The 13,875-nt window shown below is 63.8% G+C and carries 4 protein-coding genes; all 4 read right to left on the reverse strand.

The annotated features are described in order from the left end of the window. The 4 genes from FMM02_RS04835 to FMM02_RS04850 all read right to left on the reverse strand — a co-directional run bounded on the left by FMM02_RS04835 (window position 1) and on the right by FMM02_RS04850 (window position 13,403). The gene (locus FMM02_RS04835; RefSeq protein ID WP_147493803.1) at window positions 1-993 is read right to left on the reverse strand and encodes a cell wall hydrolase; all 993 of its coding nucleotides are present in this window, start codon (window positions 991-993) and stop codon (window positions 1-3) included. After that, entirely contained in the window at window positions 990-3,140 is a 2,151-nt protein-coding gene (locus FMM02_RS04840; protein WP_147494970.1) for a type I secretion system permease/ATPase, read from the reverse strand. Before FMM02_RS04840 ends, FMM02_RS04835 begins: the two co-directional genes overlap by 4 nt. Before the next feature lie 30 nt (window positions 3,141-3,170). After that, window positions 3,171-4,589 carry a TolC family protein gene (locus tag FMM02_RS04845; protein WP_147493804.1) on the reverse strand — a complete coding sequence of 473 codons (1,419 nt, stop codon included), beginning with the start codon at window positions 4,587-4,589 and terminating at the stop codon, window positions 3,171-3,173. Window positions 4,590-4,655: 66 nt separating this feature from the next. After that, complete coding sequence (locus tag FMM02_RS04850; protein ID WP_147493805.1) at window positions 4,656-13,403, reverse strand: DUF5801 repeats-in-toxin domain-containing protein; 8,748 nt, start codon at window positions 13,401-13,403, stop codon at window positions 4,656-4,658. Between the last annotated feature and the right edge of the window lie 472 nt (window positions 13,404-13,875).

The following is a 13,875-nucleotide window of genomic DNA, read 5'->3' on the forward strand; positions in this document are numbered from 1 at the left end:
TTACCGCGCTGCCAGCGCCACCGCGGGAGCGGGCTTGGGCGCATCTTGTTGTTCAGCGGCGACCGCGCGCGTGGCGGCACCGCTTTCCGAAGGCATGGGAATGTTGAGCGTCCAGCCCTTGGTGGGGTCAAGCAGTCCGCCGACATCGTTGGATGCCCGCGGAACCGGTGGACCCAGATCTTGGGAGGCCTCGTTTGTAACTACCATGCCGTCGCTCAGTACTGCCTGGCGCAGCGGCGGACGTAGCGAAAGCGGATCGGACGGTTCGCCGATGTAGCGGCCGGTGAATGCGGCGGTCGAACCCCAGGCACCCGGCCAGCGATAGAAGATATGCGCGCCCAGCTTGGCGAGTTTGGTTAGCCGCGGGGCCCAATAGGGCGCCACATAATCGGCGTGATAGTGGGTTGCGGCGCCTACCGACCGTTCGACATAGCCATCTAGGGCCGCCGCCGCGATCCGTTCCGCCTGCGCCCAGGCATGCGGCGCCGGCCGGCGATAAAGCGACCCGTCGCACACGAAGCTGAACTGGCAGACCGGCTGGCGCGCGCCCTGGTAAACGACCCCGCAAACCGACTTGGGGAATGCGGGGTGGCGCATCCGGTTGAGCACGACCTGCGCGACTGCGCGCCGTCCGTCGGCAGGCTCGAACCCCGCCTCATAATAAATCGCCTGGGTCATGCAGAGCAGCGCACGGCGGCGGTCGAGCGGGTCGGCGCCCGACAGGTCGAATGGGCGTGCGGCGGCAATCGCGCCACCGCTGAACGGCATTGACGCATTGATCAGCCGGGCATCGTCGCCAAGGGCCCGGGCCTCGACCAAATGCTCGCCGGAGGTCATGTCGATGAGCTTGGCCGCGTCCGCAGCAGCGATCAGCGGGCGGGTCACGGCGGCCTCGGTTTGCTCGATACGCAGCGTAGCGCCACCGACGATACCGCCGAGCAAGGCGATCGAAGCGATGATTGCATGCCGCCGGGTAAGCGCGAGGCGGATCATTCGCTCGCGTCCTTGCGCGCCGCGCCGGCAAGCTTGCTCAACACGTCCTGGCGCGGGCCGTCGGCAACGATCCGGCCGCCATCAATAACGATCAGCCGGTCGCAGATTGACAGCATGTTGTGGCGATGCGTCGCCACCACCAGCGCCTGCCCGGGGGCCTGCGCGGTTTTGAGCTTTTCGATGAAGTAGAGTTCGGTCTGCGTATCCATCGCCCCGGTGGGCTCATCGAGGAACAACAGCTTCGACGGAGTGACGAGCGCTCGGGCCAGGACCAGCAACGACCGCTGACCGCCCGAGAGAAGCGAGCCCCGCTCACCTACCGGACGATCGAATCCCGCGGCATCGCGCGACAGGAAGATATCGGCGCCCGATCGGACCACCGAGTCCATCAGTTGCTGGTCGTCGGCCTTGGCCGCGCCAAGCAGGAGATTGTCGCGCACCGTTCCGGAAAAGACTTCGGCATCCTGGCCGACATAGCGGAACGCGTCGCGCAGCTGGTGCGGATGATATTGGCGGCTGTCGAGTCCGTCGATCAACATTTCGCCGTTAGTCGGGGCATAGAGGCCGCACAGCATCCGGCCCAGCGTCGATTTGCCGGAAGCCACGCGTCCGATAACCGCAATCCGTTCGCCAGGTTCAATCTTGAGGTCGAGCGCGCTGAGGCTGTCGGTACTTGCTCCTGGGTAGCGGAACGCGGCGTTCTTCAGTTCGACATGGCCGGCATGGATTTCCGGAACGATGCTGCGCGCGGCAACCTGACGCTCGTCGGTCGCTTCCATCATCTGCTGCAGCGAACTCAGGGTGGTCGTGGATTGTTTGGCGCGGGTCAAAAGATAGGCGAACTGGCCGATCGGAGCCATTGCCCGTCCTGCCAGCATGACGATGGCGATAATCGCGCCCATGGTGATGTCGCCGCTGTTGAACAGGTAGAAGCCACCGATCACCAGGCCGACGCTGATCGCCTGCTGGCAAATCGACGCCAGGTTCGTCGCGACCGACGAAACCCGGCGAAGCTTTTCCTGGGTCGATGCCGACATCGACGCGTAGCGGCGCCAGCGGCCGAGCATTTGGCCCTCCGCACGGGCAGCCTTGAGCGTCTCGATGCCGGCGATGGATTCGACCAGAACCGAATGCTGGAGCGAACTATCGGCCTGGGCATCGACCGCCGCGCCGGCCATCCGCCGCTGCAGGATCAGGCCGACGCCGATCATCGTCGCGATGCCGATAATCGGGACGAACACCAACGGTCCGGCCAGCACCGCGATCAGGACGAGGAAGATCAGCATGAAGGAAATGTCGACGACCAGCACGACCGAGGTCGAGGCGAAGAAGTCGCGCACGCCTTCATATTCGCTGACCCGTTTGGCGAAGGCGCCGGTCGAACCCTGCCGCTCTGCCATCGGCAGGTTCATCACCTTTTCAAACAGCTTCTGGCTATATTTAGCGTCAAGTCTGCGGCCGATCTCGTCGACCAGCTGGGCGCGGGCGAGCCGCAGGATGAAGTCGAACACCAGCGCGATGGCAACGCCGATTGCCAGCACCCACAAGGTCGGTACGGCCTTGTTGGGGATGACCCGGTCATAGACGTTCATCGTGAACAGCGGCACCGCAAGCGCAAGCAGGTTGACGATGAGCGCGGCGAGCAGGACCGGCCAGAATTCCCGGCGGACTTTCCACACTTCGGACCAGAACCAATGGCTGCGGCGAAGCTTGTCCCACGGACGTTCTCCGGCGCGTTCCTGGGTCGGATCGACTTCGACCGCGATGGCCTGGCCTGTAAAGGCCGAATCCAGGTCGGTGGCGGGCACCCAGAAGGGCTCGGCGGTTCCGGGGGCGTAGACCAGCGCATCGCCGGATTTCATTTCCAGCAGCACGACCGCACGTTCGTCGCTGAGCTCGAGGATTGCCGGCAGTTGTTGCAGGCGCCATCCGGCGACCCGCTTGCGGACCACGGGCTCGCCGCGCATTCCAACCTGTTCGAGCGCAGGCTCGACCTGGTGGAATGGCAGCGTGCCCGTGACCGAAAGGGCCAACCCCGCACGTAGCAAGACCGGGGAAGACGGTCTGTCCGCGCGCCGCGCGAGGAAGGTTAGACAGTCGAGGACAGGGTCAATCTCACGCGATGGCGCGGAATCCAGCCAGTGCATGAAACTCAACGCCCGTCCCCTTTTTCCTGCTTACTGGCCACCCGCCGGTGCGGGCGGGCCCATCACCGGATAAGGGAAGCTGTTTTCCTGCCGGTCTTCCGGCGGGATCGGATTAACGCCAAATTTGTCGCGCTGGTTCATGACCGCTTCTGCCGGCATCTGCACGCCGAGCGCTTCAATCAGGCGGTTGGTCGCGGCGAGCACGCGATATTGGGCGTAGACCCGGGCCAGCCGCGCGGTTTCGGCCGAAGCCTGGACATTGAAGCGCGTATTTTGCGCATCAAGAACGTCAAGCAGCGAGCGCCGACCGACATTGAACTGCTCCCGGTAGGACAGCAGCAGGTCATCGGCCACGCGGCCTTGCGTTTCGAGTTCGCCGACCAGCCGTGTCTGGTTGGTCAGGCGGCTCCAGGCCGTTCGCGTATCTTCTTCTGCGCGGCGAGTCATTTCGAACAGCCGGCTGTGCACCTCGTTGGCGCGCTCCTTCTGTTCGCGGACATTGGCCGTGTTGGCGAAGCCGTCGAAGATTTTCCAGCGCATCACGACACGCGCCTGGAGGTCGCTGGTGCGGCCCTGGAAACCGTCGATGTCGTCACCGTAGCGGGCGCTGCCTTCAAGGTTGAAGCGCGGCCCCAGTTCCGACTGGGCGCTCTTGATCTCCTGGCGGGCGGAGGCGAGGTCGGCCATCGCTTCCTGGACGCGCGGGTTCTGCTGGCGCGCCAATTCCTCGGCGTCCTGCAGCGTCGGCGGCATCGCGCCGCTGAGATCGGGCGGCATGGTGACGGAATCGATCGGAACGCCGGTTAGCGTCTGGAACTGAATCGCCGCCGTATCGAGGTCTTCCTGGGCTTCGGTCAGGCGGGCACGGGCGGACTGAAGCCGCTCTTCGGCCTGCTGCTGGTCAGCGACCGAGATCGATCCGCGGGCAACGCCTTCGCGCAGATCGCCGGCAAGCCGGTCGTGGAAGGTCGCATTGTCCTGGGCGATGGCGACCAGCCGCTGCTGCAACAGATAGTCGATATAGGCACGACTAACGTTGAGCGCGACGAATTCGCTGCGCTCCTCGATGCGTGCCGCGGCAGCATCGGTGCGCGACGCCTGGCGGCGGATTTCGGCAGTGCGTCCGCCCATGTCGAACAGCAGCTGGTCGGCGATCACGATTCCTTCGATCGGTTCGAGCCGCTGGTCGGCGATGCCGAGCGACCGGCGGGTCGGATTGCGCAGCTTGCGCAGGCCCGCCGAGCCTTCGACCGAGATTCGCGGATACCACAGGCCCTCCGCCTGCTTGCGCTCTTCCTTGGTCGCCAGCTTGTTATGAACAGCCTGCCGAATGTCCGGATTGGTGTTCAGCGCGGCCTGCACGGCATCGCGCAGTTCGACGCCATAAGCCGGCGCGGCGCATAGCAGCACCGCCCCGGGAACGATCATCGTCCAGTGCTTCATCTTCATGTCTTCCCCCTTCTGGTCTTCAGGCGAAGGCCTCCCCGTCCACCAGGGAGAACCTTCCCCTGTTGGTCAGCCGTTGATAACCGGCTGAACCGCGTCGTGATGGAGCATCTGCGCATCCATCTTGATCATCATGTCGAAGCCCGAAGCGAAAGCCCCGGCCCCGGGCGTGTCCCACGCCGGCACGGTCATATCGACCGGGCTTGCCAACTGGACTTGAGCATCGCCCGGCCCGCTCACTCCGAGCGCCGCGAGCAACCCGTCGACTGTCGGCGGAGCGTCGGGTCCGAGCGCGTCAGCCAGGATCTGCTCCACCGAGCCGCCCCGCTGCGCGCCCACGTCCAGGCTCAGAGCGGCCAGCACCTCGGCGCCCGGCATTGCAACCGCCGGGGCTGCCGCCGTCGGGCCATGCGCCGCCGCTGCCGCTTCGGACGATCCGCCGTGCGGCAGGTCGGCCGGAATGGCCGGGCCATGAGACTGGACACTCGCATCGCCGCCGGACTGGTCGGCAAAGTCGTTGAAGCTGACCGTCGACTGCTGGGACTGACCAGGGTCACCGGATTCGCCATCCGCTGCCAGGCCAGTGGCTTGGCTGGCCGGCGCATCCGCGGGGGCGACCCTCATGGCGAAGCTATCGCCTGCGGCCAGGTCAGGGCCATTGCTTTCATGGGCGTCGAAGCTGCGGCCATGGGCATTGCCCGCGACCGACTGCATCCCCGCCGCCGCGACGATCCCGGCCATTACGCCGCTGTTGCCGGCCTGGCCGAAGCCTTTGTCCGGGCCGCTCGCACGATAATTGTCGTTGGAGCTGTCGGCTGCAAGCGAGAAGCCGTCGTTGGCCGGTTCGGAGTCGACCATCATGATCGACGTCGTCGCGGGCGCCAAGGCAATCGGCGTCGACGAGTCCGGACTGGACGTGACGCTGGCAACGATGGTTTGCGTCACCGTGTCGCCGTCACCGTCCTGGACTGTCACATTGAACGTCAGCTGCGCATTTTGCGGCGTTGAGTTTGTCGTCAGGAACCCGATGGACGAGATTTTGAACGGACCATCGTGCGTGTCAGTGGAGAAGTCCTGGAAAGCGCCGACAGTATTGCTGCCGCCTCCAGCACCAAGCGCGGGGTTGAAGTTGATAGCGCTGCCGGTCAGGCCTTGATCGGACCCGGCGATCTGCGCGCCGACGATCACCCAGTTTTCGCCAGGAGCATTATAGTCGTTGGACTCGATGATGACCAAGCCGTCATTATTGTCGAGCGTGATCGCCGAATAGGCTCCAGGACCCGATCCCGGTCCCTTTTGGATATCCGCGTTCTGCACCATCAGCGCGCGTGTAGTGTAGCTATTGGTGTTCGGATCGTAGAGCTTCAAGACAATGATCATGTCTTCCTGGGCGCCGATGCCGTCGAACTTCAGGAACATTGACGATGCTTGGCCGTAGCTCGCGGGCTGGGCCAGCACTCCCGTCGGATTGGCTCCTTGGACCAAGGTGAAGTCGATCACTTCGTGGCCCTGGATCGTATCGCCGTCCACACCGTTCGCGTCGTTCGATGTCGATACCCAGCCATCCGTCTGGTTAAACAGATCACCCGCGTTCCAGGCCGTATCACCGCCTGCAGGGACCGGGGGAGGGTTGTCGGCGCCCGGAACCCACGTCGTGAATTCCAGATTATTGTCGCCGGTACCGGAAGCCGGTTCGGACACGCTGGTGAACTGGACGAACAGGTCGGTAGGCAGCGGGTTCCCCGGCGTACCCTGGATCTGCGTGACCGAAATCGCCGGCTGCGACCCATCCGGTGTCGACGTACCGAACTCGTAGCCCTGGAACAGGGTACCCGATGCCGTCTGCAGGATACTGAACGACGAAATCGGAGCGTCGAGGTCGACTGTGTAGGTGCCCGCCAACTTGTTGAAGGTAAGGGTCCCGGTCGCTAGTGCCGTCGAGCCTGGACCATTCGCATAGTTGAAGCTGAACGTGTAGCTGGCGGTGGTCGCATTCTCCGCGCCTGCAACCAGGTTCCAGTTTTGAACCGGATTGCCGCCCACGGTGGCACTGCCGGTGACCAGCTTGATCACGTCATTGTTGGTCGGCCCGTCATCGGCACCCAGGTTGAACGCGAAGGTGCCGGTGTGCGCCACGTCCCCGCTGTTCTGGATGTTGATGTTCGATGCCGCGGTCATCACCGGACCCGAATCCTGGAACTGGATCCGGCTGCCGATATTGACCGACTGAGTCGCCGTATCACCATCGAAATCGGTGATCGTCACCGTGGCTTGGACCGCGGTGTTAAGGATGGCAACGCTATCGTCAGGATCAGCGGTATTGGGGTGCAGGATCGAAAGATATTCGACCGTGCTGACAATGCCCGTCGCCGGATTGATGGCGATGGCGAAGGCTGCGGGTCCCCCTGCTGCCACGCCTGCAGTCGCACCTACGCGACCGACGATCACGCCGCCTTCGTTGAACAGGAAGATGTTCACCCCGGCCGTCGTATCGAGGCCCGAGTCCACGCCGCCTGGAGCGACGCTCAAGCCGAACAGTGTCGTTCCTGCGCCGTCGGCGCCGTAAATCGAGCCCGTGGAGGTCACGATCGCGGAAGCGCTGGTCGCATATTGCGGGAGGTCCGTATCGACCCCCTTGTTTGCAACGCCCGCGAACAGGGCGATCACGCTGGCGCTCGCGGTGTCGTTGGAGTCCGCTTGGATACCGACCGATTCGTCGAGGCTCACGTTCTGCGCGGTCACCTGGATCGCCGCCGACGGGCCATCGTCAGTGAAGCGCAGGTTGGCGCCGATGTTGACCGTCTCGCTGTCGCTGACGGTATCGCCGTCATTGTCGGTCAGCGTCGCCGAGGCGGTGAGCGTCACCAGGCTGTCGGCCATGCTGACGATATGATCCGCAAACGGAGCCGTTGTCGGGCTCGGATCGCCGCCCGGCGGATGGTCGATCTGGCTGTACTGGGTCAGCGTCACCACGCCGGTCGCGCTGACACCGACATCGAACACGGTGTTGCCAACGTTGACGCCGGCCAGTGTGGCCGAGGTCGAACCGACAACCTTGCCGCCGATTTCATAGAGGAAGATATTGGCTCCACCCTGGTCGAGCCCGGAATCGATGCCGCCAGGACCGCCGGCGTACCCGGTGACGTCGAGCGCAAAGCTCAGCGCCGCCGGTGCAGCAGCACCATCGGCACCAGCCGACTGGACAAGGCCAAAGACGCCACCGAAGTTCGCAGTGCTGACCGCAGTATCGGTGGCTGCACCGACCGTCTGCGCATCATCGGTGGTCAGAATGACGCCCGCGTCCGCGGCCTTCGTGACGTTGATGGTTGGCGTGTCATCGTCGACGTTGATGGAGATGGTCGCCGGTTCGACATCGCCGTCCTCGTCGCGGACTTCGACGCCGATCTGGAACAGCAGGTTATTCTCGATATTGTCGTCCGGTCCGCCATTGTCGGCCGGGTGCAGGATCGGGTTGTTCTGCACCACGTTGAAGGCGCCGGTCTCATTGTTCAGCGTGACCGTCAGGACGACCGTCGCGCCCTGCAGGACCTGGATCGATCCGGGAAGGCCCGCGACATTGACCGAGAAACCGGCCGGAAGCGTATTGAGGCCGGTGAAGTAATAATCGAGGTCACCGTCGCCGCCGCTGCCCACCAGCTGGCCAGGCAGGCCCGCCGAGTCGACGTCGTCGCCCGGGCCGTCGGCATTGCCGCCGGCCAGCGCATCATCGTCGAGGCGCACCAAGGCCGGATCCGGCAGTGTCGGGAAATTATCCTCGATGCTGATCGTCAGCGTTGCCGTGGTCGTGTCGCCATCGGCGTCGGTCAGCGTGTAGGTGAAGACATCCTGCACGCCGCCCGGACCACCCGTGCGAACATAGCTGTAGTCGCCGTTGGCGTTGATGGTCAGCGTGCCATATTGGCCGTTCACCACCAGGTTGCCGGCCGTATAGGTACCATCGGTGTTGGCCGGGATATTATTGCTGGCGATGAAGGTCACCGAACCCGGGCTGTCGGAGCCGACATTGTCGGCGACGCCGTCAGTGTTGTTGGCATCCTCACCAACCGCGACTTCGACGCCGGTCAGCACATTGCCGGTCGCCGGGCCGTTGCCGCCGACGATCACGTCGACATCGTTCTGGGCGGTCGGGCCGTCATCTTCGAAGCGGATGACGCTGCCCAGATCGACCTGCGCGAAGTCGGTGTCGCCATCGAAGTCGGTCGCCGTCACCCGCAGGTTGAGCGCGCCCGCTGCGATCGGCAGCGAGTCTTCGTCATGGCTTGCACCCGGTGTCGGATGTTCGATCGCCAGGAACTGGGTGATCGTCACCGCGCCGGTGCCGGCGTTGACGCTGACAGTGAAGGCGGTGTTTCCGGCATTCACGCCCGCTTGGCTGACAGCGGTCGAGCCGACGATCTGGCCGCCAATGTTGTAGAGGTAGATCGATGCATTGTTGCTCGATACGTCGAGACCGGAGTCCACGCCCTGCCCACTGAGCACCAGCGAGTAGCTGAGCGTCGTCGGAGAATCGGCGCTGACGTTCGGCTGGCTGATCGTGACCAGCGAGGAAAGATTTACGGTCACTGTGCCGAGATCGCCGCCGACCGGGTCGACTTCCGCGCCGACACCGACCCCGTCGGTTTCATCGATCTTGAGCAGTGTACCGGTGAGAACCGCCGACACGTCCGGGCCATCGTCCTGGAAGATCAGGTTGGCGCCGATGTTGACGGTCGCGCTGTCGGTCGCCGAATCCCCGTCATTGTCAGTGATGGTCGACGAGGCTGTCAGCGTGATCAGGCTGTCGGCCATGGTGGCGACATGGTCGGCAAATGGGCTGCCCGTCGGCGACGGATCGCCGCCTGACGGATGATCGATCTGCGCATATTGGGTGAGCGTGACCACACCGGCGCCGCTGACGCCGACGTCGAAAATGGTGTTGCCCACATTGACGCCTGCCGCCGAGGCGGAGGTCGAGCCGACGACCACGCCGCCGATCAGGTGAAGGTAAATGGTCGCCCCGCCAGAATCGAGGCCGGAGTCGACGCCGGGCGCCGAGACACCGAGCGCATAGCTAAGGGTCGGGGTGGCCGCACCGTCCGATCCGGTGGTGAAAGCCAGGCTGAACACGCCGCCGAAATTCGCTGCCGAAGACGCGCTGTCCTGCGTCGTCGGGTTGCCATCGGTCTCCGCGTCCTGGGTGATTAGGGTCGGCTCGGACACCTGACCATTGACGCCGACGTCGATGGTCGGGCCATCGTCTTCGAAGCGGATGATGCTGCCGAGGTCGACGCTTGCGCTGTCGGTGTCGCCGTCGAAGTCGGTGGCGTTGACCCGGACGCTGAGCACGCCGGCTGTCAGGCTGCTCGAATCCTCGTCGTGCGAGCTGGTGTTGCCATGCTCGACTGCCTGGAACTGGGTCATGGTCACGGCGCCGCTATTGGCGTCGATACTGACCGTGAAGGCGGTGTTGCCGGCATTGACGCCGGCCAAGGTGGCCGAGGTCGAACCGGTGACCACACCACCGATGCTGTAGAGGTAGATCGGCGCATTGCTGGCCGATTGCAGCAGGCCCGAGGCCACACCGTCGGCGCTCAACGCCAGCGAATAGCTGAGCGTGGTCGGCGTATCGGCGCTGACATTGGGCTGGCTCACCGTGAACAGGGTGGCCGCAGCTACCGTGATGGTGCCGAGGTTTCCGCCCGGCGCGTCAACTTCGCCGGGGACCCCGACGCCATCGGTCTCGTCAAGCTTCAGCAGCGCTCCGGTCAACACCGCCGCAACATCCGGACCATCGTCCTGGAATTGCAGGTTGGCGCCGATGTTCAGCGTCTGGCTGTCGCTTGCCGTGTCGCCGTCGCCGTCGGTGACGGTCCCAGTCGCGGTCAAGGTGACCAGGCTGTCGGTCAGGCTGGCGACATGGTCGACGAACGGGCTTCCGGTCGGCGAGGGATCGCCGGCCGGCGGATGGTCAATCTGGCTGAACTGGGTCAGCGTGACGTTGCCGCTGCCATCAACCGTTACGTTGAACACCGTATTGCCGGCGTTGACGCCCGCGGCGCTGGCCGAGGTCGAACCGACCACGACCCCGCCAATGAGGTGCAGGTAGATATTGGCTCCGCCCTGGTCGAGACCGGAGTCGACGCCCGCCGCCGAGACGCCCAGCGCATAGCTGAGTGACTGCGAGGCGAGGCCATCGGCGCCGCCGTTGGCGTTGACCGAGAAGTTGGCGGCAAAGCTGGCCGTCGCGCTGTCCTGCGAGGTCGGGTTGCCGTCGGTTTCCGAATCCTGGGTAACCAGTGTCGGCTCGCCCGCGCCGCTCAGCGTGACGTCGACGCTGGGGCCGTCGTCGAAGAAGGTGAGATTGCCGCCGATATTGACGGCGAGGCTGGCCGGATCGCCGTCCGCATCCGTGATCGTGCCAGTCAGCTGGATCGAGGTCGCGATCGGACTAACCGGATCGTTCGGATTGGGGTTGAGCGGGTGATCGACCGCACGCAGCTGGTCGAGCGTCACCACACCCGTGCTGCTGTTGACGCTGGCCGTGAACACGGTGTTGCCCGCGGTCACGCCGGCAAGGCTGGCCGAGGTCGAACCGACGACCTGCCCGCCGATGTTATAGAGTAGGACGGGCAGACCCGTGGCGACATCGACGAGGCCGCTGTTCGTACCGTCGACCGTGCTGACAGCATAGACCGTCGTGCCCGGGCCGTCGGCCCCATAGGCACCGGCGAACACCACCGAGAAATCGGCGCTGGCGTCGGTTGCGAGATCCGTCTCGTCGACTTGCAGGCTCGGCAGGTTGACGTCGGCCCGGCCCATCTCGGGGCTGTCGTCATCGACATTGATGTTGATCGTGCCCGGCGCTGTGTCGCCGTCGACATCGGTCACGTTGTAGTTGATCGTGAACAGCTGGTTGTTTTCATCGCCGCCCGCGGCGTGCTGGATCGGGGCATTCTGGACGACCGTATAGGCGCCGGTCGTCGAATTGACGGTGACGGTCAATACGGTGACTCCGCCCTGCTTGACGAGGACAACCCCGGACCCGCCCGATTCGTAGGTGAAGCCGGCCGGCGCGCCGGTCAGCAGGACATTGAAGCTCAGCGGCCCGTCGCCGCCGATCCCTGACAGGAATCCGCCCGTATTCTGGCCATCGGGATCATCGCCGACGCCATTCGGAATGCCGCCAGGCAAGGCATCGTCATCGAGCAACGTGGTCGGATTGGGACGCGTTTCGGGCGTCGCGTCACCGATGCTGATGGTGAGCGTCGTCGAACGGGCGTCGCCATCGCCGTCGGTGAGCGTGTAATTGAAAACATCCTGGACGCCGCCCGGCGTGCCCGGATTGCGGACGTAGCTGTAATCCCCGCTCGCGCTGATGGTCAGCACGCCATATTGGCCAACGACGGTAAAGCCGCCGACGATGGGCGTGGTGGCCCCCGCGCCGGTCGCACCGGTCAGCGTGGCATTGTCGGCCCCCACCGTATCGGCACCAGCCGATCCCGAGGTCGTTCCGACGCCAGTGAGAACATTGCCCAGTTCCGGTCCATAGGTACCGGCCGCTACCGCGTCGGTATCGGGACGGGCGATGGGCACGTCATCGACGATCTGCACGGCCAGCGTCGCAGTCGCGACGTCGCCGTCGTTGTCGGTCAGGCTGACGGTGAAATTGTCGACCGTCGCGTCGCCCGACGTATTGTCCAGCAAGACATAATTATAGCCGATCGCGCCCGGCGCGATGCTGGTGATTGTCAGCGTCCCGTAGGTTCCGTTGAACACTTGGCCGACCGCGGTGATCGGCACCCCATTGAGGGTGATTGAACTGACACCGTCGGGCGAGTTGTAAATGATCGTGCCGGTAGTTGCCTCGCTAGGATCGCTGTTGTTCGATCCATTGCCGTCCGCGACCTCGCCCGAACCTGCTGGCTCGCCGCCGTTGCGGATCGGAAGGCCGGCCTCGTTGACGGTATCGATGGCATTGATCACCGGAACGCCGTTGCCCGGATCAATGAAAATTTCCGGCTCGCGGTCGAGAATGTCGAAGACTTCGCGAACTTCGGGAGGGTTATAGTTGTAAACCGTCGGAGGGATCAGGTCGCCAAGGGGAACGCCCGGATCCAGCGGAGGCGGCGGAAGCGCGAAATTACCGCCGCTCGACGGCGGCGATTCGCCAGCTGCCGGTTGCGGCTCCTGCCCGATCAGCAGGGCGGCAACGTTGGACGCCGGCACCTCGACACCGTCGATCACCAGTTGCGGCACGAAAATCGCGCCGTCGACGATGATCATTTGGGTGCCGTCGGGAAGCATCACGACCAGGTTGCGGCCGACGATCATAATATCCGACAGGTCGACACCGGGCGGCAGCAGGACAACGCCGTCGGGTCCGGGCACGACCTGCTGGGCATTGGCCTGGATCACCACCGGGGTCTTGCCGATCTCGATCGTCAGCGCCGCAGCAGCATTATTCCCCTGGCTGTCGGCCAGCGTATAGGTAAACCTATCCCGGACATTTTCGACGCCCGGGTTGGCGCGGTAGACATAATTGCCTTCGGCATCGACACTGAGACGGCCGAATTCGCCCGCGACGTCCAGCTTGCCGGCGGCAAAACTGCTGTCCTCGCCGCCCTTGCCGGTGATGGAGGTGATGCGACCGCCTGCCGCGCTGTCAGCGCCCGCGGAACCCGTCTGGGTGCCTTCACCCGTAATAAGGTTGCCAGTCGCTGGCGTCTGCGAGCCTGCCGGCAGCGCGTCGAAATCGTCATTGGCGATCGGTCCAGAGCCCTGAAACGCTCCAGTGTTCGAAGAGTCTTCGTACCGCATAGCCACCCCTTGCCCTCTCATCCCGCGAACTTCGCGGCGACGGTTGTCGATTTAGCCGGGGTGGTCGTGCGTTAACCGTTTCTGGTTAATGGCGTCACGAATACTCGAGACCGCCCCCGCGCTCGTCAGACTAAACAACACCTTCCCGATGAAAGTTTCAAGTTTGGTGGCCTAAAGTGCATAAGCTGTTCGGGCAGTTTTGAATGTGGCCGCATGTAGAACATGGTTAATCTTTAAATCGATATTCAATTACAGTTTAGATCAATTGACAAGATATCCGCAATTAGAAGCCATAATTGGAAATGGACTGCGAAGGACATCAGTGAAACTTGGCGAATAGATTCAACAAATTCGAATGCTATTAACGTTGGTTAATTTTATGACACTGGTTAGCGAAAAGTTAACGGCCCTTTTGCGGGTCGAGACTATGGTTTCGGCAAAGTGGTCAGGACCGGTCCTGCTGTGGAAAAAA

Source organism: Sphingomonas xanthus (genome assembly GCF_007998985.1).
GTDB classification, from domain to species: Bacteria; Pseudomonadota; Alphaproteobacteria; order Sphingomonadales; family Sphingomonadaceae; genus Sphingomicrobium; species Sphingomicrobium xanthum.

What these genes read in the sequence shown, in the direction of transcription:
- FMM02_RS04850 (WP_147493805.1), bottom strand. Translation starts at nt 13,403, where the DNA reads ATGCGGTACGAAGACTCTTCGAACACTGGAGCGTTTCAGGGCTCTGGA.
- FMM02_RS04835 (WP_147493803.1), bottom strand. Translation starts at nt 993, where the DNA reads ATGATCCGCCTCGCGCTTACCCGGCGGCATGCAATCATCGCTTCGATC.
- FMM02_RS04840 (WP_147494970.1), bottom strand. Translation starts at nt 3,140, where the DNA reads ATGCACTGGCTGGATTCCGCGCCATCGCGTGAGATTGACCCTGTCCTC.
- FMM02_RS04845 (WP_147493804.1), bottom strand. Translation starts at nt 4,589, where the DNA reads ATGAAGATGAAGCACTGGACGATGATCGTTCCCGGGGCGGTGCTGCTA.